Annotated in this window: 18 protein-coding genes; 5 read left to right on the forward strand and 13 right to left on the reverse strand. The window is 37.7% G+C overall.

Annotated features, from left to right (window positions below; all coding sequences use genetic code 11):
- Nucleotides 1-4: 4 nt before the first annotated feature.
- Nucleotides 5-754: a LytR/AlgR family response regulator transcription factor gene (locus ACFSJT_RS07500; protein WP_378319622.1), complete on the forward strand. Its 750-nt coding sequence runs from the start codon at nucleotides 5-7 to the stop codon at nucleotides 752-754.
- Here the strand turns inward: ACFSJT_RS07500 and ACFSJT_RS07505 are convergent, their stop codons facing one another.
- The 5 genes from ACFSJT_RS07505 to ACFSJT_RS07525 all read right to left on the reverse strand — a co-directional run bounded on the left by ACFSJT_RS07505 (nucleotide 755) and on the right by ACFSJT_RS07525 (nucleotide 6,432).
- Nucleotides 755-2,962 carry a DUF5916 domain-containing protein gene (locus ACFSJT_RS07505; RefSeq protein WP_378319624.1) on the reverse strand — a complete coding sequence of 736 codons (2,208 nt, stop codon included), beginning with the start codon at nucleotides 2,960-2,962 and terminating at the stop codon, nucleotides 755-757. It abuts the gene before it with no gap.
- Nucleotides 2,963-3,386: 424 nt separating this feature from the next.
- Nucleotides 3,387-4,139, reverse strand: coding sequence for a LytR/AlgR family response regulator transcription factor (locus ACFSJT_RS07510; protein WP_378319625.1), 753 nt, complete (start codon nucleotides 4,137-4,139; stop codon nucleotides 3,387-3,389).
- Nucleotides 4,120-5,202, reverse strand: coding sequence for a sensor histidine kinase (locus ACFSJT_RS07515; protein WP_378319626.1), 1,083 nt, complete (start codon nucleotides 5,200-5,202; stop codon nucleotides 4,120-4,122). The genes ACFSJT_RS07510 and ACFSJT_RS07515 overlap by 20 nt, the downstream gene beginning before the upstream one ends.
- Before the next feature lie 10 nt (nucleotides 5,203-5,212).
- The gene (locus ACFSJT_RS07520) at nucleotides 5,213-6,013 is read right to left on the reverse strand and encodes a hypothetical protein (protein WP_378319627.1); all 801 of its coding nucleotides are present in this window, start codon (nucleotides 6,011-6,013) and stop codon (nucleotides 5,213-5,215) included.
- Nucleotides 6,010-6,432: an ABA4-like family protein gene (locus ACFSJT_RS07525; protein ID WP_378319628.1), complete on the reverse strand. Its 423-nt coding sequence runs from the start codon at nucleotides 6,430-6,432 to the stop codon at nucleotides 6,010-6,012. Before ACFSJT_RS07525 ends, ACFSJT_RS07520 begins: the two co-directional genes overlap by 4 nt.
- A 428-nt stretch (nucleotides 6,433-6,860) precedes the next feature.
- Between ACFSJT_RS07525 and ACFSJT_RS07530 the strand changes: the two genes are divergently transcribed.
- Nucleotides 6,861-8,222: an acyl-CoA dehydrogenase family protein gene (locus tag ACFSJT_RS07530; RefSeq protein ID WP_378319629.1), complete on the forward strand. Its 1,362-nt coding sequence runs from the start codon at nucleotides 6,861-6,863 to the stop codon at nucleotides 8,220-8,222.
- A 241-nt stretch (nucleotides 8,223-8,463) separates the two neighbouring features.
- Here ACFSJT_RS07530 and ACFSJT_RS07535 read toward each other — a convergent pair whose 3' ends face one another.
- From ACFSJT_RS07535 to ACFSJT_RS07570, 8 genes are all read right to left on the reverse strand, one after another.
- Entirely contained in the window at nucleotides 8,464-8,712 is a 249-nt protein-coding gene (locus tag ACFSJT_RS07535) for a hypothetical protein (RefSeq protein WP_378319630.1), read from the reverse strand.
- 452 nt (nucleotides 8,713-9,164) lie between these two features.
- Nucleotides 9,165-10,190 carry an XdhC family protein gene (locus tag ACFSJT_RS07540; protein ID WP_378319631.1) on the reverse strand — a complete coding sequence of 342 codons (1,026 nt, stop codon included), beginning with the start codon at nucleotides 10,188-10,190 and terminating at the stop codon, nucleotides 9,165-9,167.
- Nucleotides 10,187-10,909, reverse strand: a complete 723-nt coding sequence (locus ACFSJT_RS07545; protein ID WP_378319632.1) for a DUF2490 domain-containing protein — start codon at nucleotides 10,907-10,909, stop codon at nucleotides 10,187-10,189. Before ACFSJT_RS07545 ends, ACFSJT_RS07540 begins: the two co-directional genes overlap by 4 nt.
- A complete protein-coding gene (locus tag ACFSJT_RS07550) occupies nucleotides 10,906-11,898 on the reverse strand; it encodes an FAD binding domain-containing protein (protein ID WP_378319633.1) in 993 nt (330 codons plus the stop codon). The genes ACFSJT_RS07545 and ACFSJT_RS07550 overlap by 4 nt, the downstream gene beginning before the upstream one ends.
- 10 nt (nucleotides 11,899-11,908) lie before the next feature.
- Nucleotides 11,909-12,580: a (2Fe-2S)-binding protein gene (locus ACFSJT_RS07555; RefSeq protein WP_378319634.1), complete on the reverse strand. Its 672-nt coding sequence runs from the start codon at nucleotides 12,578-12,580 to the stop codon at nucleotides 11,909-11,911.
- A gap of 19 nt (nucleotides 12,581-12,599) precedes the next feature.
- On the reverse strand, nucleotides 12,600-12,992 hold the full coding sequence (locus tag ACFSJT_RS07560) for a nuclear transport factor 2 family protein (RefSeq protein ID WP_378319635.1): 393 nt from the start codon (nucleotides 12,990-12,992) through the stop codon (nucleotides 12,600-12,602).
- 1 nt (nucleotide 12,993) lies between these two features.
- Nucleotides 12,994-15,216, reverse strand: coding sequence for a xanthine dehydrogenase family protein molybdopterin-binding subunit (locus ACFSJT_RS07565; protein WP_378319636.1), 2,223 nt, complete (start codon nucleotides 15,214-15,216; stop codon nucleotides 12,994-12,996).
- Nucleotides 15,217-15,699: 483 nt separating this feature from the next.
- Nucleotides 15,700-16,707, reverse strand: coding sequence for a helix-turn-helix domain-containing protein (locus ACFSJT_RS07570; protein WP_378319637.1), 1,008 nt, complete (start codon nucleotides 16,705-16,707; stop codon nucleotides 15,700-15,702).
- A 304-nt stretch (nucleotides 16,708-17,011) separates the two neighbouring features.
- Here ACFSJT_RS07570 and ACFSJT_RS07575 point away from each other — a divergent pair, with 304 nt between their 5' ends.
- The 3 genes from ACFSJT_RS07575 (at nucleotide 17,012) to ACFSJT_RS07585 (ending at nucleotide 24,558) form a co-directional block, all read left to right on the forward strand.
- Complete coding sequence (locus tag ACFSJT_RS07575; protein ID WP_378319638.1) at nucleotides 17,012-22,402, forward strand: sigma 54-interacting transcriptional regulator; 5,391 nt, start codon at nucleotides 17,012-17,014, stop codon at nucleotides 22,400-22,402.
- Between the two features lie 169 nt (nucleotides 22,403-22,571).
- Nucleotides 22,572-23,951 (forward strand): mercuric reductase, encoded by a 1,380-nt coding sequence (locus ACFSJT_RS07580; RefSeq protein WP_378319639.1) that lies wholly within the window; start codon nucleotides 22,572-22,574, stop codon nucleotides 23,949-23,951.
- A 4-nt stretch (nucleotides 23,952-23,955) separates the two neighbouring features.
- Nucleotides 23,956-24,558 (forward strand): NADPH-dependent F420 reductase, encoded by a 603-nt coding sequence (locus tag ACFSJT_RS07585; protein WP_378319640.1) that lies wholly within the window; start codon nucleotides 23,956-23,958, stop codon nucleotides 24,556-24,558.
- Nucleotides 24,559-24,612: the final 54 nt, after the last annotated feature.

A 24,612-nucleotide genomic window follows, 5' to 3' on the forward strand; every position in this document is an offset into this window, starting at 1 on the left:
AATTATGCTTACAGCAATTATTGTAGAAGATATGCCAGATGCACTTCAACTTTTAAAAAGTGACCTTAAGGCCAACCATCCTGAAATAAAAGTAATTGACACCGCTCAAAGTGTTGTTGAAGCTGCCAAATCATTACGAAATACTGAACCTGATATTTTGTTCTTAGATATCATGTTAGGGGATGGAACTGGTTTTGATGTGCTGGAAATATTTCCGGAATTAAAATCAAAAATCATTTTTGTAACCGCAAGCGACGAATATGCAATACGAGCTTTTAAGTTTGCGGCAATCGACTATGTATTAAAACCCTATTCTAACCAGGAACTGGCACAGGCAATAGAAAAAGCCAAACAACAGATACAACCCAATAGTGAACGACTTAACATCCTGAAAAACACATTATCTGCACCTGAGCAAAAACCAGATAAGATTTCTTTGCATACCCTTGATAAAATTATTATCGTTAGTCTTGATGATATTATTCGATGTGAATCAGACAGTAATAATACTATTTTTTATCTCCAGGACGGCCAAAAAATATTTGTAACCAAGACCTTAAAATACTTTGCCGACATGCTTAAGAGCTATCAGTTCTTAAGAGTACATCAAAGTCATTTGGTCAATTTACAATGCATCAGCGCCTTCATTAAAACTGACGGGGGCTATCTTATGCTCAAAAATGGCGAAAATATCCCTGTATCAGTACGAAAAAAGAATGAAGTGATGGAGATTTTGGATCGCTTACACAGATAACTATAAATTGAGCCAGTAGGTTACCTTGAGAACAATTGATCGAGTACGCACATCAAAAGCAAACCGATCCAGAGGATCAACTTCGCCGGTTAAAAAATTATCGGTATACACCAAAATCAAATCCGATACAGGAGCAAAACGCCATTGTATACGTGCATTGATATTGGTATTATCATCCTGAGAATTATATTGGGCAAACAATGAAGTAAACAAGCTTTTCGAAAACGTGTAATCAATTCGTGGACTTATTAAAAAGGTCTCTCTACTACCATCAAGATGTGGCATATCAAAAAAGTTTACTGCATAATTCAATGAAAAAGAGCCTTTGGGTTGATAACGAATATTGAAACTACCACGAGTACCATATCGCCAACCATTAAAATATTCACCAATATACGGACTTATACTCCAACTAAATGCTTTACGATTGTCACTTCTATAATTTCCTGTGAAACTAAGATATGAGAAATCCTGATCAGCATCAAGCTCAAGCGAATCTGTACCCGTAGGGTCAAATGCATCGAATAAATAGACATAATTATGATTGAGGTTGAGTTCGAACCTAGCCCTCTCTGTAAACTCTCCCCCCCAACCTACAGAGAAAAAGTGATCCGTCTTGCCAAAATCAGGTCGCCAAAAAATGTCGGCTTCTGCTCGATACGTATGGTTATTTAAAAAATCATTTTGGGGATAGTAACGCAGTTCGGTAACCGGATTTATTCTAAAATAATTTGTTCGAGGAATAAAACCCACTTCTGCATTATAGTCCTCAGCTACATATTCGTGTTTCCATAACACCCCAAACTCTCTGGTATTATAATTTAAGGTACTCCCTTGAGCAATTGCAACATTGGAATCTGGAGAAAAAGTACCATGAGCAAATGTTTTTCCAAACCAAGTATTATCCCTAGTTGCATAGTTAAAATCCACTCCGACCATCCGATTGTATCTATTGATATCGAGTGTATCTAGATCGAAGTCCAGATCTTCTAGATTAAGAGCTTCTTTGTTTACCGCAATAATGCCAATATTAGAACGTGTCCAAAGTTTACGCTGTAGCACCGCCACCCCATAATTGACACTTGGTATTCCTTGTTCATTACTGGAAGCTGTTTGCATATTTAAAAAACCCACTCGTGTGTTGGGATCTAACTTACCACTCACCCTCAGCCCTGCATATATTCTACTTTGAGCTAATTCTTCGGTTACCACATCCTCATCGGCTCCTATACGTCTAGAAAAGAAAGGATTGATATTAGAAAAACCAAACTGGCCAAATAAATCTGCATTTTCTAGAAAGAATTGTCTTCGTTCTGGGAAAAAGATCTCAAAACGATCCAAATTAGTGATTTGTTCATCTACCTCTACCTGAGAGAAATCAGGATTCACAGTTAAATCAAGATTAAGCCCTGGAGTAAGTGCAATTTTTGCATCACCCCCAAATTCAAAAAACTCATCGGCCGGTGTATCATCTTCAAAATCTTTATTAAATCCTGTAGAAATAAAAGGGATCAAAGAAACAGCACTACTTTTTGTGGTAAGCTCTTCTTCCCAAATCATTTCGGCAGGATAGGCTAAGGTAAAAACGATTTGATTACGAGGTGTTTGGGAAAAAGTACTAATCTCATTAGACTGTGAGTCAAATCGATAACTTGAAAAACCCCATTTCTTCGAAGGCGTTGGATACCGTAAAGTACTAAAGGGAATTTCCAATTCGGCAGTATAATATCCATCATACTTTTTTGCTTCGCCTCTCCATTTGTTATCCCATGAGGTTGTAAAGTCTGCACCTACATTTCCCCCGTTACTAATAATACCTTCTCTAAGTACTCCTTCTGGATTAATCCCAAAATAAAGTGCATTGGTACCATCATCGAATGTGTCAAATAATAAAGTAATGTTATCTGCACCTCCAGCCCGATAGTCCCTTCGCAATGAATTTACAATCCAGTTATTACCTGCGGCATAACACTTTATTCCTATATAAAGGTTCTTTTTGTCTGTACACATATAAATCTCTGTTTGTGCTTTTGCCGGTAAGGAATCTGAGGGGAAGTACTGGACAAAATTCTTAGCAGGAGTGAGTGTCTTCCAAATTGCTTCATTGAGTTCACCGTCGATTTCAATTTCTTCAGAAGTAGTTCCTACAGTAAAAGATTTCTTTTCATTGGTTTCAACTTGCGCCCAGCTTACTGATACCAAGCCCATACCTATAAAAAATAACAAAAACCTTATCATGAAATCTTCAAATGGAAATTATATTGCATAAAATGCATGATTATAAGATCCTTAAAAATAGGATACCCAAATTTAGTTTTTGTTAAAATTATTAAAAACTAGGGTTGTAGGATAGTATCTCTATCAAAAACTAACCATTAATTGGACAGATATCATCTCTTTGATTTTATTTTTCTGCGGTCAGTAAGCTACCGAGAGGTAAGCCCACGGAGGCATCAGGTGGAAATTAATTTTGATTTTGCAGCAAGCCACGAAGCATTTAAATCTCGATTATCGAATAAACCATAAAGTTTTTGATTACTATAACATTTTACATGTAGATTATTTTTTATAGTAAATCTATTTAGAACTGAAAAGTCTTTGATTTTAAACCCTCTAATAATATCTGGGCTATTTACCTATTCATCCATTCTTTAAAATCGCTCGTCTTTTGTCTGCTAACCACAAACTCTTGATCTCGTGGATTAGAAATAGAAAGTTTTACACGGTGATTGAAATAAGGATCAATTTTAAGAATTGAATTTTTAGAAACGATTTGTCCGCGATTAATTCTATAAAATCGATCATGATCTAATGAATCAAACAATTGATCCATCGTCTCATCGATAATATATCTTTTGTTTTTAGTCACACCGAAAGTGATACTGTCTTGAGAATAAATGTATAAAAGATCTGAAATTTTGATTTGTACAAATCCGCTGCCATCCTTGACCAAAATACCCTCTCGTTTGTTAGCTACTTGCATGCTACCCAATAGCTGTTTTAAAATAGCAGGATCGACAGTTGCTGATTTGTTTGACTTTAAGAATTTATCCAAAGCCTTATTTAACTCATCCTGTTGGATGGGTTTAAGCAGATAATCTACGCTATTCACTTTAAATGCCTGGATAGCATAGTGATCAAAAGCCGTTGTAAAAATGATAGGTACCTCTATATCTATTTTCTGAAATATCTCAAAACTTAATCCGTCAGCTAATTGGATATCCATAAATACTAAGTTTGGAGCCGTATGTTTTTGAAACCATAATACAGCATCCTCAACGGTATCGATTATATCCAATAATTGATATTCGAAACTGCATGTTTTTAGCATGTTTTGCAATTGATTTGCTGCTCTTGGTTCGTCTTCAATGATCAATACGTGCATAATTCTTCTTTTGATCCGACAATTTCAATAACGGGACAGATACCTCAAATTGATTTCCGTCATTTTTGATTTCTAATGGTTTGCCAGAAATTAATGCATATCTCTTTTCAATATTTTTTAGCCCCACTCTCGTTGATGGTGTTTTAGTAGATTTAGATTGAATCCTATTTTTCACTATCAAGTGATCATTTTCGATTTTTACATTTATAACTAATGGCCTCGATTTAGACACAATATTGTGTTTTATAGCATTTTCTAATAAAAGCTGTAGACTCATAGGTGCAATCAATAATTCCATTGAGGTTGCAGGAATATTCCAATTCACCTTCAGGTTATCTCCAAATCTCTCTGATTGTATATGAATATAGGCTTTTGCAAATCTCAATTCATCTCGAAGTGAAGTTAAATGAACATTTCCAGACTCTAATATAAAACGGTATACATCTGACAGCTTATCTACAAATTGCTTGGCGTCTTCTTTTGAATTTTGATCAATAATATCACGTAATGTATTAAGGCTATTGAATAAAAAATGTGGTTGCGCCTGATTACGCAAGGTGTCTAATTGTGCTTGTACGATAGCTTGTTTGGCTTGTTCTTCTTCTCTAATTGATTTTTTAAGCTTAACGTAAAAATAGATAGCTTCATAAATAGCCATGGTCATAGTACTGATCAAAATGACTGGTAAAATTATCTTGGACCTATATGTGGGGTTATAATCAATTTTCCAAATAAGGGATATTACCATACCACCTGTAAAGTCGACCAAAACTACTGTAGCTACGATAGAAAGAAAGAACAAACTAATACGCTTTACACTATCTTTTAGAGTGGGGTATTTTTTTCGGAGAAGAATCATAATAGCCCTCATGATAAACCAATCGCATGTGGAAAAAAATAATGACATACTCCAACTAATAACTGCTTTACCAAAAGGATACCGTGCAAACGAATTACTAAAAAGATAGTCGGTAATAAAACTAAGAATTAGAATTCCAATAACAATAAACCAAAAATCATTAAATCCTAAATATTTTATCCGTTTTTCTTTATTGACTAACATTGTCGTGCGATTATAGTTTGATAAGTGGCATCCCCTGTTTTGCTTGATAAAATGTAAATCCGATCCATGAGGCATATAGCAATCCAAACACAATAACCACAAAGATCTGATTTCTACTTGTGGTATTCCATTTATTTGACAGCCATAATGCGAATAACGGAATTATTTGTATACCATGCAATCCAAAAAAATGTGCTATTCTCAAGTCTCCTCCAACCGTACTCCAATTCACCAAGGGTAATCCAGTACCTCCATCGGCTACTCCAACATTATGAGACATTTGGCCAATCATCTGCCCACCTACCCAGCTTCCAAAAAACACCACTAACCAACCTATCAAGATGGCGAGTTGTATCGATTTAGCGGTCTTTAACTGTAATCGTATAGTTTCGAAGATAAACAATACCATGATCAAAACATTAACACCTATTAATATGCCCATTGCTGCAAAAAGTAATCCATCAAATAATGTACTCTGGTTATAGTGCGATTGTACTCCCCTCGATGCCTGATAGACAATAATTACTACTTCTATGAGCAAAGTGCAGGACACTATATTATTAATAATATTCTTCTTTGTTTTTGAGAACGGATATAACGTAATTAGAAATCCTAAAGTCAAGATATAAATACCTCCCGAAATGCAAAACTTCAATGGTTTGACCCAAACATTGACTCCCATTAGTGTTCTTTCATCGATTAGAAGCCCCACTAGACAACCTATAGCCATAATGAGATGGATCATTACAATTCCATAGAGTATTGGACTTTCGTTTTTTACCGTATTCGATATTTTGTTAAGATATTTCATAATTGTTTTTGCTTAAATGCTCGAACCATCATAAACAATAGAAAACCTAACGGGCCCAACATAAATGTTCCGAAAAGACAAGGAGCCATTACTAATTGATAAATTCTTAGTTTTTTATTTTGATCCAGCATCCACATGCCAACAACAAGGTCAAAAGCGAGATAATGTACCCAGCCAGCCAGGACCGCGTTTTCTTCAGTAAACAAGTCCATTACAGAGGCAAGACTACCAAAATCCATAGCCCCACTTATTTGGATCGCTTGAAAAATATAGATGGAATATAGTATAGATAGTAGTAATGGAATTACCTTAAAATCAATTAAAAATCGGGTTACCTTCCATTTAGGTAACAGGATCATCAGGATCCACATAGGCATTGTAATCATACCTGCTATTGAAAAAACTTCTGTTGGAGTCATAATTATTTGCTTTAAAAAATACACTTTGATGAATTAATGACTCAAATATGTTACTGTAAGATAGAAAATGAAATAACTTTCTGTTCAACCGTCGTTAATTACGATTGAGTTGTAACCCACGAGCCTCAAACGAACGTTATTTAGCTAGGACTTATAGAAATAGAAGTTTTTATACATTTTATAAATCCTTTACACAAAAGTAAATTTATCAATAAGAACCTTTAGCTTTGGAAAAGCTTGTAATCTTAAGTATACCCATCTTTGTATCAATTAATTAGAAAACAATAAAAACGTAAAGGTCATAAATTAAATACCTTTTCTATTTCGAAGCCTAACGTAAATAAGAGGTTAGTTAAATATTTCCAAAACTTTTATAAATCAAATCTTTTCGGGTGAAGTTTCCTTACTTTCAATTAAAAGAAATGTAAATGCAATTATTTAGTAAAATAAAGAAAGTTATCCACTTAATGAAAGAAGTGGATTTTGATGAATTGTCCAAAATATCTGAAAAAATTGACCTTTCAGAAATCATGAAAACCGTCGGAGAGCTTGATGAGTCCCAGCTAAATGGCCTTATGAAAATGCTTACCGAAAAGCAAAAAAAAGGACAAAGTAAACTTCCACCTATTGATGGAGATTTTTATGATTACGACTTAAAGCTTACACAAGAAGAAAGGGCTATACAATTAAAGGTTCGCAACTTTATGGAAAATGAAGTTGAACCTATCGCAAATGAGTACTGGAATAAAGCACAATTCCCGATGGAAATTATCCCGAAACTAGCCAAACTTAATATCTGTGGCGTTGCTTACAAAGGTTATGAGTGCCCTGACTTACCTTTTGTAATGGAAGGAATTATTGCTGAAGAAATTGCAAGAGTAGATGTTTCTATATCTACTTTTTTTGGCGTACATAGTGGCTTAGCCATGGGCTCTATTTATCTATGCGGAAGTGAGGAACAAAAACAAGAGTGGTTGCCCAAAATGCAACGACTCGAGGCGATTGGTGCTTTTGGACTTACCGAACCTAATGTTGGTAGTGGTGCGGCTGGGGGATTAGAAACAACCTGCAAAAAAGAAGGTGATCAATGGGTGCTTAATGGTCAGAAAAAATGGATAGGAAATGCTACATTTTCTGACGTAACGATCATATGGGCGAGAGACGTTGATTCTAATCAAGTTAAAGGTTTTTTGGTACGCAAAGAAAATCCGGGATTTGTCGCCGAAAAAATCAAAAATAAAATGGCGTTGCGAACAGTGCAAAATGCCTTGATTACACTCACAGATTGTAAAGTACCAGAACAAGACAGGTTGCAAAAAGCAAATTCATTTAGAGATACTGCAAAGGTTCTTAGAATGACAAGGGCTGGAGTAGCCTGGCAAGCCCTGGGCTGTGCGAGAGGTGCCTATGAAAGTGCTTTGAAGTATACTAAAAAAAGAGAGCAGTTCGGTAAACCCATTGCAAAATTTCAACTTATACAAAATCATCTTGTAGAAATGTTAGCAAACCTAACGGCGATGAAAGCAATGGTTTATCGTTTATCTGAATTACAAGATCAAGGTCTTCTTACAGACGAACATGCATCGCTAGCCAAAGTTTTCTGCTCCATTCGAACGCGGGATGTTGTGAGTAGAGCTCGGGAAGTTATGGGCGGAAATGGTATTTTACTAGAATATGATGTTGCCAGGTTCGTAGCTGACGCTGAGGCAATTTATTCCTATGAAGGTACCAAGGAAATAAATTCTCTAATAGTAGGGCGTGCAATTACCGGTTATAGTGCCTTTGTATAATAAACTAAACATCCTTGAGCAGACGACAGTGCCTATGCCAATCCAGTTATGTGCGCTTACCGGTAATCGTAAAAACTACCATTTATGCAAATAAGTAAAAGGATATATACCCGATTAGGGCCTTTTGCAGGCAAAGTAAAAGAACGAGCTAAACAGGCAGATTCTTTTCTTATTATATACCGGGAGTAATAAACAAGCTTCAGAATAAACCTGAAACTTGTTTTTATCAATAGTTGCGTTGTTATGCTCTGGCATTTTGTGGTGCCCAATGAGAACAGAGCATTCCCGGAGCTGCTTTTTGCGGGTTTGCACAATCACTGCTTTCATATCGCATACACGTAACACAGTTTCTATTATCTTTTAATACAGCCTTCATCTCAAAACTGTCACAGGTATAACTGCTACTAACTTTTACTCCGTGTACCTTACAAGTATCGTTTTGCATTAAATTTTCACAATTCTCACAACTGTTTCCTAATCGTATAGCCATTTTGTTTTGTTTTTTTAAGTATCAACTAAAAATACTAACAACAGTAGATAGAAACAATTTAAATAGCTGTTTCACTGGAAGTTTATATTTAGATTGCCTTAAAATAATGTAGTATTATAGCCTTTTGACAATTAGGGAAATCATTCGGAAACACCCTTACCAATACTATAATTATGACTAGTCCTGAAATAGCATTACACTCAAGTTTAGTGTAATGCTATTTCAGGATGAGACACAGTGGAATTTTCGGGTTTTTGAATACAGTACACATTCATCTGTAAGGACATCTGTGAAAGATTGCCGTTGATTTTTATCTAATCCTGTTTCTATTTTTTTCATAAGTTTATTTTTATTGTCTTTTAATGGTCTTATGGAACCTTTGACAATCAAAATAATTATTCTGCTATGTGTTTAATAATTATTTTAATCGAGTCGGTTTCATTTGTTCTAAATTATTTTTCGTTAAGTACTATTTTGGTAGTGTTATGGTTTTTGTCTATTGTTTGTTTTTTAAGAATCGACAGAATTTCTGCAACGATGGTTAATGCTATTTCCTCTGGTGTTTCGGCACCTAGGTTCAACCCTGCTGGACTGTGGATTAACTCTAAAAATTCAGATGCAATATTAGGACAGCTATCAAAAACCTGATTTTCTAACTGCGCTTTTCGTTTAGAAGACCCTAAAACCCCAATGTAGTTTTTCTCAAAAGGCATTAGTTTTAAGAGGTATTGAACATCCAAGGCAAAATTGTGCGTCATCAAAACGGTTACAGTCCTATCATCTATAAAACCAAAATTAATGGTTTCTGGGGTTTCATTGAGAATGTTATTCGCCTTTGGAAAATCATTTTTATGCTTTGCGTTTTTTATGGAAGCGACAATAGTCACTTGCCAACCTAAAAATGAAGCTGCCTCGCAAAGTTTTTGGGCATCGTGTTCTGCTCCAACGATAACCAGCTGTGTATCAGGATGAATATGCTGCGTAAATACCTGTTCTGCATCTGAAATAGAAGTTGTTATGTTAGGATTTGTAGAGAACTTCACTTCCGCAAAAGCAAACACAGAACCAAAATCTCCGCTAATATCCTGTGTTGGTTTATAGATGGAATGGATTTCAAAGGACTGTCTAGAGTTCAAGGCATTCTCAATAATTTTTCGATGTACTTCTTTTAGTTGAAAAGGTTCTATGAGAATATACAGATACCCTTCACAGCCCAAACGATATCTTCCATCATAAGAAATCACCCGTGCTGTACCCGTTTTAAAAACTGTTTTAGTGGCATTAAAAATATCTTTTTCTACACAGCCACCACTTAGTGCACCTTGCATAGCGCCATTCTGACCCAAAAGCATTCGTACTCCAGGTTTTCTATAGGAAGAACCGTGCAATCCTACCAAGGATGCCATCACCGTAGGTATACCATCATGTTGGCAACGGTCGTAAAAGGCTATCATTCTTTGTAGTTCGAATACTTTCATTTTTCTTTATTTATAATACGACCAGCGTAGGTTATGCTAAAAAATACAATATGTTGCCAGCGCAAACTGGAAACCCTGCTATCCCGATAGCGATTTAAATAGATAGCCGATACGCTTGTGAATGGTGTTAATTTATATTTCATCCCTGTAAGAATTCTATTTTCAGTAGAAAACCCTGCCTGTTGTGTAGGGAACCACTCGTTCATTACAAATACTTGCCATTTGTCATGCATCTGAGGTGCGATTCCTACACGTATTCTCGTTCTATAATTCAAAAGAACTTTTTGTTGTATAGTCAAATCCTCCAGATAAATCTGCTCTGCCGTGAGTCGTACCAAAGGATTGAGTTTGTATTTAGAAAATACTTTCTGCCATTTTAATTGCAGTGCATTCCCAGAAAGACCATCGGGCAAACTGATATAATTTTCATGAAGTGAAAATGTTCCCAGTTTATCAGATGCGTATCCAATTTCCAAAGCAGGTATTAAACCGCCGTAACTCGACGAATTATCATCAAAGATGAGCATGAGACTAGGTTTAGCAAACCATTTTGAAGTACCCAATGCAAATTGTGCTTCTGTATGAAGAAAGAGAGACACATCATCGTTATCGGGAACGATATCTACCTGACCTGATGCTTGCCATGTTACTAATACGACGATACATACAAACCAAATAGATATCTGAAGTCTCTGACACAAGGCTATTTTACGTTTCAAATTAACCCTGTAATTTCACTGAATGCTCGCGTTACCACACGAGGTACCAGCTCTATTTTAAACGAATTTCCACCATATCCTTTAGCATTTTCAACAACTTTTTCTCCAATCTTTTTAAAAAGGGCTTTAGAGGGTGCTTGACCTATAAACATCTTTTCGGCCTCCTTGTCTCGCCATGGTTTTGGTGCTATGCTGCCAAATGCCATACGTGCATCGGTTATTACACCAGCCTCCATCGTAACGGCAGCAGCAACGGAAACCAATGCAAAGGCATACGAATGCCTATCTCTGACCTTTAGATATGTAGAGCGTTTTGCAAATGTTTTAGTGGATGCCGGCAAGTCAATCGAAGTAATGAGTTGCCCGGGTTTCAATACATTGTCAATCTCAGGGGTATCTCCTGGTAAAGCGTGAAACTCTTCAATAGGAATCACTATTTCACTGCCGTCTATATCCATTATATTTACTTTTGCCTCTAATGCCGTCAATGATGCGCACATATCCGACGGAAAGGAAGCGATACAGTTTTCGGAAGTTCCTAGAATGGATAAAATCCTATTATGGCCATGAATTGCTGCGCAACCAGAACCTGGCTCTCTCTTATTACAGGGAAATTTGGGTGACATATAATAGGAACAACGGGTACGTTGCATAAGGTTGCCACCGTTGGTCGCTTTGTTTCTTAGTTGGTCGGTTGCACCCAACAAAATAGCTTCAGAAACAATAGGGTAGTTCTTTTTTACCGCTTTATGGTCTGCCGTATCGCTATTGCTTACCAGCGCACCTAAGCGCAATCCGCCCTGATGTTCTTCTATTTTATGGTAGGGGAATTTATTGATATCGATTAAGACATCAGGGTGAAAAACATCCCTACGTATTCTATCTACCAAATTGGTACCACCGGCAATAAACTGTGTCTTTTCTGCTTCAGTATGTTTTGCTATTGCGCTAGCTGCGTCTTCTGTTCGTATGTATTTAAATGGATGCATCGTTTATTTTTTAAGATTTTTGTCTTTGTAATAATTCCTTGGGCACCTTACCGTCCCTGGCGGCTTCAACGGCAGCTACGATACCTTTGTAAGCACCACATCTGCAAATATTACCACTCATCCACTCCTGAATTTCCTCTGTGGTCGCGGCATGGTTTTCTTTCAATACCATCACAGCAGACATAATTTGACCAGAGGTACAGTACCCACATTGAAAGCCATCGTGCATCATAAAAGCACCTTGTACAGGATGAAATTCATTTTCAGTACCCAAGCCTTCAATCGTAGTGACCTCTAGACCGTCTGTTTGAATGGCCAGCGTAAGGCAGGAATTAACCCGCATGCCATCCAGGTGCACCGTACACGCACCGCAAGCCCCCTGGTTGCAGCCAATTTTAGTACCTGTAAGCCCTAATTGCTCACGAAGCAGGTCGGCCAAGCTGGTTCTTGGGTCAATCTTCATGCGCATGGCCTGCCCGTTTATGATGGGTTCTATTTCTAAATATTCCTCAAAATTCAAGGGCTTTTCTTCTGAGCTACATGCTAAGGTTACATAGGGTGCCAGTGCCAAGCCAGCTGCGGCGAGTGTTGACCGAGCAATAAAAGTACGCCTGCTTAAACCGGCTTTTTCTGAGGAAATCTCCTCGGGCCATACCTCTTTATCTGATTTGTTTTTTTTCATTTTTTAATAAGTTTTGTGATTATTGCCCCTCGTATTTTTCTCTGATTAATGTGTTGTAAAACTCCCTGAACTTAAAAAGCTTATCATCTTTAAATTGAAAAAGCACACAGTAATCGTTGGTGTATTTTTCGTTTTTATTATTTTCCAGATAGCCCTTGAACTCCATAAATAGATGCTCACCATCTGCCATCAACAAAGCAGATTGGGATTCAAACTTTTCTGGTGTTTTCCTTTTAAAGGCATCTTCAAAATAATCTACTATATTATCCCTGCCTTCTACGCTCCAGGCACCTTTGGGTGAAAATGGAAATTCTAACGTACCATCTGGGTGCCAAATATCCCTCACAGCATTGACATCACCTGCTACTAAAATATCTAAAAACCGATTGGCTTCTTTTTCCAAATTTTTCATATTACAGAAGCTTATCTAAGGTTATAGGCAGGTTTCTAATGCGTTTTCCCGTAGCATTATAGATGGCGTTGGCAATTGCTGCGGAAACTCCAATAGCACTAAGTTCGCCAATACCTCTTCCACCATGCGAGCTAAATTTATAATCAGGCATGTTCAAGAACTCTATAGTTAAATCATTGATGTCAGCATTAACCGGAACGTGATATTCGGCCAGGTCTGCATTGATAATTCTGCCTGTATCGTGGTCGAACTCCGTAGCCTCTAACAATGCCATACTGTAACCAAATATTATCCCTCCATACATTTGACTGTTTGCTAGCTTGGGATTAATAATTGTACCAGCATCAAATACACCCACAATTCTTGGGATGGTAATGACTCCTAAATCAGGGTCAATATTCGCCTCTACGAAAATGGCTCCAAAAGATTGATACGAGTATTCAGCCTCTTGACCGAATGCAAAGCCTTTTACCACAGAAGAACTTTCTTCAATGACCAATTCTTTTTTGTTAGCTCGTTTCATCACCTCTTGTATAGTATCCTTTTTTCCACTAGAATCTTGCATCGTTCCGTTGGCGAAAGAGAGTTTATCTGAATTTAATTGAAATAATGGACTATCTTCTTGTTTTACTGCTAAATCAAGCAGTTGTTTCTTCAATTTTTCCGCTCCTTTCTGAATATAGCTACCAGCACTTGCGGTAACCATGGACCCTCCAGATAAGGGTCCTGCGGGAAAATCTGAATCACCAATTTCTATTTTTATATTTTCGAGTGCTAATCCGGATGCCTCTGCGGCAATCTGTCCCATAACCGTATACGTACCTGTACCAATATCCTGAATAGCAGTTTGTACTGTTAAAACTCCATTTTCATCAAGAATCAGCTTACAACTACCACCAGAACGATAGGCAGGATAGGTTGCTGTTGCCATACCATGCCCAATTAATTGACCATTCTTCACCATCTTACCAGGTTGGCGGTTTCTATTATTCCAACCAAACAGTTTTGCACCTCTTTCATAACATTCACGAACATTATTGGATGAATAAGGCAGATTATCTACCGGATTTACTGCTGCAAAATTCTTAACCCTTAAATCAATGGCGTCCATTTTTAATTTTTCCGCAAGTTCATCTAAGGCTGACTCCAGAGCAAAACTGCCATTAGCTTCACCAGGTCCTCTCATGGGTGTTGGGGTTGGGTAATTAAGTTTGGTATATTGGTGAACCATGGAAAAATTAGGAATGTCATATAATTTAGCCGATGTTAATCCGCAAGGTTCATAATGTCCTCCTAGTATGGACCCATAAGAATAGGTAATGTGCTCTGCAGCTGTAATATTTCCATTGTTCTCAGCAGCTAGAGTAATGCGTTGGCTAACTTCTGGTCTATGACCGGCCGAAGTGTACATATCTTCTCTACTCAGGATCAGCTTTACAGGTCTGTCCATGATTTTGGCAGCCATTGGGGCTAAAAGTGTATGAGGCCAAAAAAAGCCTTTACAACCAAAACCACCACCGATATAATAGGCAATTAAACGAACATTTTTTGGGTCCATTTCAAAACAATGCGCCACGCAATTACGTGAGTTGTCCACTCCTTGAGTCGAATCATAAACCGTTAATTTTTCACCTTTCCATATGGCGATGGTAGCACTGGGCTCCATTGGATTGTGATGCTCTGCGGGAACGGTATAATCTTCTTCTACTACTACGGAAGCGCTATTTTTAGCTTGTTTAAAATTGCCTCTTCGATGCTGTAGCTCTTCACCTGTATTATATCGTTCTGGCGTTACATAATCATCATAAACCCTTTCTTTGTCAAGCGCCGCAGCTTTTTCTTGATAGCTCACTTTGAGTCGAGACGCTCCTAGCCTTGCATCCTCAATGGTTTCGGCTAAAATGAGTGCGATGTGCTGCCCTATATTGTAAACCTTATTATCTTGAAGTGGTATAAAAGGTTCGCCGGGAAAAAGATTAAATCCACCATCACCTCCTGTCGGGTAAGGTCTCAATTTTAAAGCATTACCAGCATGAATAACTTTCACGACACCGGGAATCTTCTCTACTTCTTCTGTAGCCATATTGGTTATTGTTCCATTGGAAATGGTACTTTTTACAATAACAGCATACAAAGGATTATCAACAGGATGTTCTGATGCATACTTTGCTTTTCCAGAAACCTTTAGTGGGCCATCGACCCTTAGTTTTTCTTGTCCTATCATATTGGTTGTCTTTTCATTTTTTAATAATTATAGATTAGATACAGCTTTTTCATATTGTTACCTCTTGGTAACGACTTGTAACCCTTGCCGCTGCAAATACAACAACATCGACACCTTTCACATCTTCTTCAATGTTATTGTCATTATTAAGTATACTTTACGAGCGGTTCTGCTCTTTTATCCTGTAGCTTACTTGCCTGACTTTCTTTTGGGATAAGGCCGACTACCGGATTTCCATTATCCAGTAGTTTTCTACAATGAGAGCATCTGTTTTTCCGTTTGCCTCTGCTACGAGTACACCCATATTCATTAGTATAAAGTGTCTTATTTTCTCAAGTTTTTGTCTATGTCAAGATATTTATCATTATGTATTTAAGTATGTCATTATTCCCATTTTTCTTGGTATTTATTCATACTTCTTTTTTTAGAATGAATTCAGATAAGTGCGTACCCAAAAACATTCATTCTACACGTCCATAATTCTCATTTTAAAAATTTTCCTATCCTGTTCCGGTATTGGTTAGGGGTCATTTGGGCGCGGTCCTTAAAAAAGCGAACAAAATAAGAGGGTGAATTAAAGTCTAGAAAAAAGGCGATTTCAGAGATCGTTTTATTGGTATGAATCAGCTTTGACTGGGCTGCCAACAAGGTACGCTCAAAAATGAGGTCCGATGCTTTTTTACCATAGGCTTCTTTTACCATATTATTCAAATAGTTGGCATTAATATTTAAATCATTGGCATAATCAGCTACTCGCTTCGATGCTATAAAATTTTGCTTATGCCCTTCTATATAATGGTCTTCTATCTTCTCTTTAAAATCTTCACTTATTTTCATGGCTCTAGAACGATTTCTGTTCAAGAGATTGGACAGACTGCCTAAGTGACATTCTTTTTGAGTACGTAAAAGTAATTCCATAATCCATAGGTGTATAAACTCGTCACCTTCTGTTGAGCGATAGTCCTCTAATGCAATATCGAACCGTTGCTGGTAATAATCGCTCACCTCTTGCTCCAAGTGAAATTTTGGCACCACCCGAGTGTCCAGAAAGTCGAGCTTACGCATATACTTTTTGTCGGTAAGACGACGCACTATGAAGTCTTTGGTAAAGGCCAGTACATAGCCAGAAGCTTTTTTGATTTCTTTCCAAGAATTTAACTGCCCCGGTTGCGTAAAAAACAGATAGTTACGCTCCAGTGTAATTTGGGTGAGCTGATTGGTTTTTTCAATCGCACCGTCAATAACAAAATAGATAATGAAAAAGTTCTGATAGTAGGTGTTGGATTCTTGAGTAACGGTATGCGATACATCTTCAAGCCTGGCCATACAAACCTCTTGATGAGGTTTGACGTTAAAGTATTTGCCTTCTTCGAGATCCTCTTTTAAAAAGAAGGTCTCAAAATCGAGAAAGTCTAAGATAGTGTAAGCGCTGGGATCCAAAATATAATTGCTTTTATATTTTAGAGTAACACAAAATGATGCCAGAGACATTTATTGTATTTAAATGTTTGGTTTACAATTATTTAAATTGTATGATAATTTTAATACCAAAAAAAATTCCCAAAAAAACTGAAAAAATTGCTATATTTAATCCCATAATTTTTGGGAAAAAATGGAATATGGAAAAGCTACTGAACCTGATTTACCATATAATTTAAGATAAAATCATAATCACGAGAAGATACTGGTGAAAACAAGGAAAAAAGTGGCCGTATTTCGATAAAAAAGAATCCAAAGGATTGCATTCCCAAATAATATGGGAAATTGATAAACAACAACGATAGTCTATAACACCATGACATCAAAGGAAGAAAAGCTTGTACAACAACTGCAAGAAGAAATACAGTTCAAAGAAACCTTGCTCAGCATTAGCGAGGCGGTAGCAAGTATTAAAGGCCGTGAAGCTTTATTAAAGGTGGTTTTTGAAAAAATCAAGCCTATTTTTAACTTTTATGATGTTGGCTTATTTGTTATTCACAAAAATGGTTCTGCAAGTGATTTAGCGGCTATTAATCCAAATATAAGTCCGTCTGAGGTAAATCATAAACTGTTTATTCAAGGAATAAATACTTTTGAATATAAAAAATCTGCTATTGAATGGGTAGTAAATATTGTAGAGAATAATAAGCAACCCTACATTCTTCACTATAACGAAGAACTCTACAACACGTGGCCTGATTATTACCAGACAGATATAATGAAGGAAGTAGGATATGAGGAATCTATGATTACCACACTCTCTGTAGGTGGCGACCTAATTGGCGCCTTTTTTGTCAACAGTTTGCAAAAAAATAATTTTCAAATTACACAGTTTCCACTTTTCCAAGCCATTGCCGACCAATTAGCCGTTGCGGTAAGCAATGTACTTGCTAATGAGCAGTTACTGGAAGAGAAACGGTTCAAAGAAACCTTATTGGATATTAGCGAGGCAGTAGCAAGTACTCAAACCGGTTCCCAGCTAATAAAAGTTATACTTGACCATATACAACCCATCTTCAATTTTTACGATATTGGACTATTTGTTTTCGATAATCAGAATAACTATCTGAATGATTGGGTAGTCAAATACCCTATCCTATCAGACTCTAAAGGTAGCCAACAAATGTTCGAAAACCCTTCTAAGTACGGTCAAATAGAAATAAATACTGACGGTTTAGTTTCTGAATTGATGAGGAAATTAACGAATGATGGATCGCCCTTGATTGTCAATTTATCAGAACTAGCAGATAATTATCCCGATTTTGTGCAAAACGACATAATTAAAGAAGAGGGCTACCAGGATACAATGATCGCTTTGCTTCGTTACAGTGGGGAAATTTTAGGGTTGTTCTGCCTAAATTCGTGTGAAAAAAAAAATTACAGAAAAGAACAATTCCCCCTCTTCCAAGCCATTGCCGACCAGTTGGCCGTGGCTGTAAGTAATGTGAACGCTAATGAGCAGTTACTGGAAGAGAAACGGTTTAAGGAAACTTTATTGGGTATTAGCGAGGCAGTGGCAAGTATTCAAGACCGAAAAGAATTGTTCCGGGTCATTTTTGAACGAATAAGACCACTTGTTAAGTTTGATGATTTTGGCCTTTTCCACCTAGACGCAAGCGGTCGGTACCACCGTGATTTGGCGGTTACCGATGAACATAGTATATACAACACAGGTGTAAAAGCATCAAAAATTAATGAGTATTTGCCCCACGATGATTCGGTCAAGGTGTTTATGAACGAAGGGCCGATGACTATTTCATTGGGTGAATTGACAAAGCGTTTCCCTGGTCACCCTTTCTTTCCGTTTATGCAGGAAGCTGGACTCAAGCAGATTTTCGGCGGTCCGCTGGTGTATCAGGGAAAGAAAATTGGCATGTTAGCCTTTAACAGTAAACAAGAAAACTTCTATTCCGAAAAAGACTTTCCTCTCTTCCAAGCTATTGCCGACCAATTGGCGGTTGCGGTAAGCAATGTACTTGCCAACGAGCAGTTAGTCGAAGAAAAACAAAAAACCGAAGATTTACTGGCCATTACAGAATCTATCGCCAATATTACTACAGGACCCGAACTGATAAAAGCTATCTTCGACAAGCTTCAAAAAGTCTTTCCCTTTGATGATGCCGGGCTGTTCCATTTAGATTATGAAAATAATAGGGAGCGCGACTTAACGGTGGATTATGGTTATGAAATCAGCGGCATCAATGCTGCCCATGTGCATGAAGGATTAACCGGATGGATGCCCTTGAGCCAAGCTTCCAAACTGGTGGTACAACAAGGTGTTTTGGTAAAAGGAAAAGAAATCTATGAAGAACTTGAACATCCTCATTTCAAAAATCCCAAAAACCGCATATTTGAGCAAATCATAGCAGCACCGTTACAACATGGCGACCAAACTATTGGGCTATTGTGTTTCTATGGCAAGCAGCCCAATACCTTTGATAATCAATTACCACTTTTTAAAGCGATTACCGATCAAATGAGCATCGCTCTGAATAATATTATTGCCAACGAACAGCTTATCGAAGAAAAGCGAAAAACCGAAGATTTGTTGGCTATTACTGAATCTATAGCCAACATTACAACGGGCCCAGAACTGGTACTTGCCATCTTTGATAAGCTTCAAAAGGTATTTCCGTTTGATAATGCCGGGCTGTTTCATCTGGATTGGGAAAACGAAAAAGAACGTGATCTTATAGTTGACTATGAATATTATTCATCAGAAACCAGCAAAACGATAAATTCTTCAGGAATAAGGGGTTGGTTACCTATGACCGAGCTTTCAAAAAGGATGGCTGAAAAGACTGTTATACTATCTACAGAAACGCTTTATAAAAAGCACCAGCATCCTCATTTTCAATACACAAAAAAAGTTCCATTCCAACAAATAATTGCAGGGCCACTTAAGCAAGGTGAGCGAACCATTGGCCTTTTCTATTTTTGGAGTAAGACACCTCAAGCGTTCGACGAGAAATTGGTATTGTTTAATACCGTTGCTGATCAATTAAGCGTTGCTTTAAGTAACGTTCTTGCTAATGAACAGTTAGTCGAAGAAAAACAAAAGACTGAAGACTTATTGGCCATTACGGAGAGTATAGCCAACATAACAACCGGTCCCGAACTGGTATGCGCTATTTTTGACAAACTACACAAAGTATTACAGTTTGATGAGGCCGGATTATTTCATTTAGATTGGGAAAATGAAAAAGAGCGTGATTTAATTATAGACTATGGATACTTTGTATCGGAAACAGGTAAATCAATCAATCAATCTGGAATTACGGGTTGGTTGCCAATGACAGAGCTTTCTAAAAGTATCGCAAGAAAGACGGTACTATTATCTACAGAAAAGCTATATCAAAAATATCGACACCCTCATTTTAAATACACCAAAAAAGTTCCATTCCAACAAATAATTGCTGGCCCGCTAAAACAAGGCAAGCAAGCGATTGGGCTGTTTTATTTTTGGAGTAAGGTACCTAATGCGTTTGATGATAAATTAACCCTGTTTAATGCCATGTCCGACCAATTAAGTGTGGCGCTCAGTAATATACTGGCCAATGAAGCCATTCAATTGGATAACAAACATAAAAAAGTATCGCTTGATATTGCCAAGTCGATAGGCACCATTAACAAAATCGATGTTTTGTTAAAAGAGACAGTCAAAACACTAGTACCTATATTTAAATCACAAGAGCACGCTTTGATTATTATCGATGAAGAACAAGATGAATATGTCGATTTGGCCGTAATGCGCCAAGAAATCGCCGGTAATGCGCTAGACCTAAAGTTATCTGAAAAGGGTTTTTATTCCCGTGTCAAAATCCCTTACAAAGGTTCACAATTAGAAGAAGTGGTTCTGTCAATCAAACAAAATAACGATATCCCTGTATTGTTTGATTACAATAAAGACTATAGCCAATATAAGGATAAAAAGCTATTGGAAGAATTGCGCAAAAAACTAGATACCTGTGCGATAGCACTGCTCAAAGTATCAGGAAAAATAATAGGTGTCTTTATACTTGCGTATACTGAAGGCAACAAATTTGATATCAGCCAGATCGAGCTCTTTAAATCTTTAAGTAACCAGTTGGCGTTGGCCGTAAGCAATGTATTGGCAGCTGAGGACATTCAACGACGCGAACAGGAAAAGTCATTACAAATCAGTATCGTTAATACGTTGAACAGCAACATCGCCTGGAAGGACAAATTATTGCAATTGACACAATCCTTTTCTAATCATCTAGATAACCATGTAGTTATTTTTGCTTTTCAACCAGAAAGAAGCACCGAATTCTGCCATACTTTTGAAAAAGTCGGTGCTAATGAGTACAGACACTTTGATTATCAAAATTTTCTCGATTTTATAGAGCTTGACGAAGAAGAATATCGAAACAATAAAGAGAAAACCAACGGCTCGCTACTGCAAACCTGTACAGCCTTTGTAAAACATCAACAAAAAAATACAGTACTGCAAAAAGTGGCTAAAAAGTTCAATGTAAACAGTAGACTAACAACCTCGTTTAAATTGACCTTTCCCGGACACTACCGCCTTAGTTTTTTGAGCAAAAATGATTTAGGGTATACTGAAAAGGACAAGCAGCTGTTGGAAGTCATTAGGCCCTCGTTAGAGCTTGCTCTAGAAAAGGTATTTGCCCTAGAGCGCATTACCGAACTGAATGCACAGCTAAGACAAGAGAAAAACTACCTTCGTGAAGAAATAAAGTTAGACCATGATTTTGAGAACATCATCGGCCAACATATTTCCTTAAAAAACGCTTTTGAGCAGGTACGGCAATTGGCGCCGATGGATATCAGCGTCCTTATTACAGGAGAAACGGGTACGGGAAAAGAATTGATTGCCAGGGCACTGCACGAAACCTCGGTTCGCAGCGAAAAAACGCTAATCAAGATGAATTGTGCCGCAATGCCCTCTGAGCTCATAGAAAGTGAACTTTTTGGTCATGAAAAAGGCGCCTTTACCGGTGCCACCAAACAACGCATTGGTAAATTTGAGCTGGCGCACGAAAGTACCATCTTTTTAGACGAAGTTGGTGAACTATCCCTCGAAGCACAGGCAAAATTACTTCGGGTGTTACAAGAAAAAGAATTTGAGCGCCTGGGAGGGAGCAAAACCTTAACTTCCGATTTTAGAGTAGTAGCTGCTACCAACCGCAATCTACAAGAAGCCATAGATGAGGGCACGTTTAGAAGCGATTTGTTTTATCGCCTTAACGGCTTTCAGATTTATCTACCACCTTTACGGGCCCGTCTGGAAGATGCCCCGTTACTAGCAAGACATTTTGCCAAAACCTTTGCCTATAAAATAGGCAAACCGTTTACCGGTTTTACACCACAAAGCCTTTTACAAATTCAGGAGTATAGTTGGCCGGGCAATGTTCGTGAACTCAAAAACCGGGTTGAACAGGCACTGGTCACCGCCAAAACCGATATCGTTACCTTGCAATTCTCTGATGAATCACCACTGCAACATCCCGTAATTTCAACCAAAGGTATGGTAAGGGAAGGTTTAACCATAGATTATATTGAAGAACGAAAAAACCTGTTAGAAAAAGAACTGCTCACCCAAGTACTTGAGCAGACCAACTGGCGGGTCAGTGGTCAAAAAGGAGCTGCAAAATTATTGGGGCTCAAAGCAACAACATTAGAGTATCGCATGAAAAAACTGCACATTTCCAAGCCCTCATAAGTAACGGACGTCCAAACTATTTCTTTCCTATTTAAAAACAACTGATAGTTTCCGAAGTGTTTTTATGTCACTTTTCCTAGGAAAAGTGAAACACATCAGCATTGTAAATAATCTACCTTACAGGACCACTTTTCTGTTGAACAAATCAACATGAGTTTAGTCGTAAGGTATGAACAAACAATATGATGCCATCATTATAGGAACAGGTCAGGCAGGAGTACCATTAGCGAAAGATTTGGCTGCCGCCGGTAAAAAAGTCGCTGTATTTGAGCGCAAGCGTTTCGGAGGCACCTGCCCTAATGTAGGTGGTGTGCCTTCAAAAACATTTCATGCCAGCGCCAAGATGTTGTATGATACTAAAAGAGCTGCTGAATATGGTGTTGTGGTTCAGGGCTTGATTAAATCGGATTTAAAAGCAATCGTAGCTCGAAAAAATGCCATTATAGCACCGATTAAAAAGAGAGAAGACAAATTCAAGGCACTAAAACATATTGATTTTTACAACCAACACGCCAGATTTAGCGGTACACAAAGTATAAGCGCCAACGGCACTATTTTAACTGCAAAATTCTTTTTTATCAACGTAGGTACACGACCGCGCATCCCTTCGTATGCGTACAAGGTTGATTTTTTGACCAGCACTACTATTCTCGATTTAGAAATGGTACCTGAGCATCTTATCATCATTGGTGCTGGTGCAATTGGTCTGGAATTTGGACAAATGTTCGCCCGCTTCGGTAGCAAAGTTACCATCGTTGAAATGGGTAGCAGGATAGTACCCAGGGAACATGAGGATGTTAGTATAGCTGTACAACAAGTTCTCGAAGCAGAAGGTATTATTTTTAGACTGAATGCAGAATGCATCGACTGCAACACCAGTAAAAATCAAATTGAAGTGCACCTGCATTGCTCGGGATCAGAAAAAGACCGATTAACTGGTACGCACATTCTTTTTGCAACGGGCAGGCAGCCCAATACCGATGATTTAGGTCTGGAAAAAGCGGGTATAGAACGTAATGATAATGGCTATATTAAAGTCAATGACCTTTTAGAAACCAATGTCAAAAATATTTGGGCATTGGGAGATTGTAACGGTAAAGGTGGTTTTACCCATACGGCGTACCACGATTATCAAATTGTAAAAGACCAACTGTTAGGCAACGGAAAACGCAAAGCTTCGGATAGAATACCCTGTTGGTCACTGTTTATCGACCCACCGCTCGCCCATATAGGTTTATCAAAAAAAGAAGCCTTGGCAGCTATTGAAAGGGACAATTTTCTACTAGCACAGTTACCGATGGAACATGTAACCCGTGCCATAGAAAAAGGTGATACCAGGGGTTTAATGGAGATTATTGTTCATAAGAAAACAAAGAAAATTTTAGGGGCGACCCTCTTTGGCGTCGGCGCGGACGAGGTCATTCATGCGGTACTTCAAAATATGTACTGTAAAGGCACCTTTGAAGAATTAAGGGATGCCGTACACATACATCCTACAGTGTCGGAGTTTTTGCCAACCCTAATGGAAAAATTAAAACCCTTGAAGTAGCGCTATGAACATTGGAATAATAGGAACTGGAAGTTTGGGCAGCACCTTTGGGCAGCTGTTCTGTAAAAATCTGCATAAAGTCATGTTCACTTGTAAAAGGCAAGAAGGCTTGCACACATTTACCCAAGCCATAGGACCAAATGCTTTTTATGGAAGCGTAGAAGATGTGTTACAGTTTGCAGATATTCATGTGATAGCTATCCCTTTTATGGAACTTCAAAACCTAGCTGCCCAATGCGAACGATTTACAACCGGTAAGGTTTTAATCGATACCACGCGACCTTGTCCTGAAGGAAAGAAAATGTTAGTGGATAACCGATTTATAAATGGTTCGCAAAACAATTATTTAAGCCGTCTTTTTCCAAATGCCTATTTGGCAAAAGCCTTTGACGTCCACCCTGCCGAAGTTATCAAAAGATTCGCATTTAATAGCCTTGAACATCAAAAACTCACGATTCCTTTTACAGCAAATCATCCCGAAGTAAAACAGATTGTAGAAAACCTTATTTCGCATTTAGGTTTTATCCCAGAATTTCAACCTATCCTAAGAAACAAGACTATCGATATTGCTAAAAACCGAAAAATAGAAGAAAGATTAAAGTCGTAGAGGAAAATACGGATAGTCACATTGAAGTAAGGAAAATAAAACTAAAATTAAGAA

The organism is Aquimarina celericrescens, assembly GCF_042682765.1.
In the GTDB taxonomy this organism is placed as follows: domain Bacteria; phylum Bacteroidota; class Bacteroidia; order Flavobacteriales; family Flavobacteriaceae; genus Aquimarina; species Aquimarina celericrescens.

Excerpts from the sequence above, each read along its gene's own strand:
- ACFSJT_RS07500 (WP_378319622.1), top strand. The coding sequence starts at position 5 with ATGCTTACAGCAATTATTGTAGAAGATATGCCAGATGCACTTCAACTT.
- ACFSJT_RS07505 (WP_378319624.1), bottom strand. The coding sequence starts at position 2,962 with ATGGGCTTGGTATCAGTAAGCTGGGCGCAAGTTGAAACCAATGAAAAG.
- ACFSJT_RS07510 (WP_378319625.1), bottom strand. The coding sequence starts at position 4,139 with ATGCACGTATTGATCATTGAAGACGAACCAAGAGCAGCAAATCAATTG.
- ACFSJT_RS07515 (WP_378319626.1), bottom strand. The coding sequence starts at position 5,202 with ATGTTAGTCAATAAAGAAAAACGGATAAAATATTTAGGATTTAATGAT.
- ACFSJT_RS07520 (WP_378319627.1), bottom strand. The coding sequence starts at position 6,013 with ATGAAATATCTTAACAAAATATCGAATACGGTAAAAAACGAAAGTCCA.
- ACFSJT_RS07525 (WP_378319628.1), bottom strand. The coding sequence starts at position 6,432 with ATGACTCCAACAGAAGTTTTTTCAATAGCAGGTATGATTACAATGCCT.
- ACFSJT_RS07530 (WP_378319629.1), top strand. The coding sequence starts at position 6,861 with ATGCAATTATTTAGTAAAATAAAGAAAGTTATCCACTTAATGAAAGAA.
- ACFSJT_RS07535 (WP_378319630.1), bottom strand. The coding sequence starts at position 8,712 with ATGGCTATACGATTAGGAAACAGTTGTGAGAATTGTGAAAATTTAATG.
- ACFSJT_RS07540 (WP_378319631.1), bottom strand. The coding sequence starts at position 10,190 with ATGAAAGTATTCGAACTACAAAGAATGATAGCCTTTTACGACCGTTGC.
- ACFSJT_RS07550 (WP_378319633.1), bottom strand. The coding sequence starts at position 11,898 with ATGCATCCATTTAAATACATACGAACAGAAGACGCAGCTAGCGCAATA.
- ACFSJT_RS07555 (WP_378319634.1), bottom strand. The coding sequence starts at position 12,580 with ATGAAAAAAAACAAATCAGATAAAGAGGTATGGCCCGAGGAGATTTCC.
- ACFSJT_RS07560 (WP_378319635.1), bottom strand. The coding sequence starts at position 12,992 with ATGAAAAATTTGGAAAAAGAAGCCAATCGGTTTTTAGATATTTTAGTA.
- ACFSJT_RS07565 (WP_378319636.1), bottom strand. The coding sequence starts at position 15,216 with ATGATAGGACAAGAAAAACTAAGGGTCGATGGCCCACTAAAGGTTTCT.
- ACFSJT_RS07570 (WP_378319637.1), bottom strand. The coding sequence starts at position 16,707 with ATGTCTCTGGCATCATTTTGTGTTACTCTAAAATATAAAAGCAATTAT.
- ACFSJT_RS07575 (WP_378319638.1), top strand. The coding sequence starts at position 17,012 with ATGACATCAAAGGAAGAAAAGCTTGTACAACAACTGCAAGAAGAAATA.
- ACFSJT_RS07580 (WP_378319639.1), top strand. The coding sequence starts at position 22,572 with ATGAACAAACAATATGATGCCATCATTATAGGAACAGGTCAGGCAGGA.
- ACFSJT_RS07585 (WP_378319640.1), top strand. The coding sequence starts at position 23,956 with ATGAACATTGGAATAATAGGAACTGGAAGTTTGGGCAGCACCTTTGGG.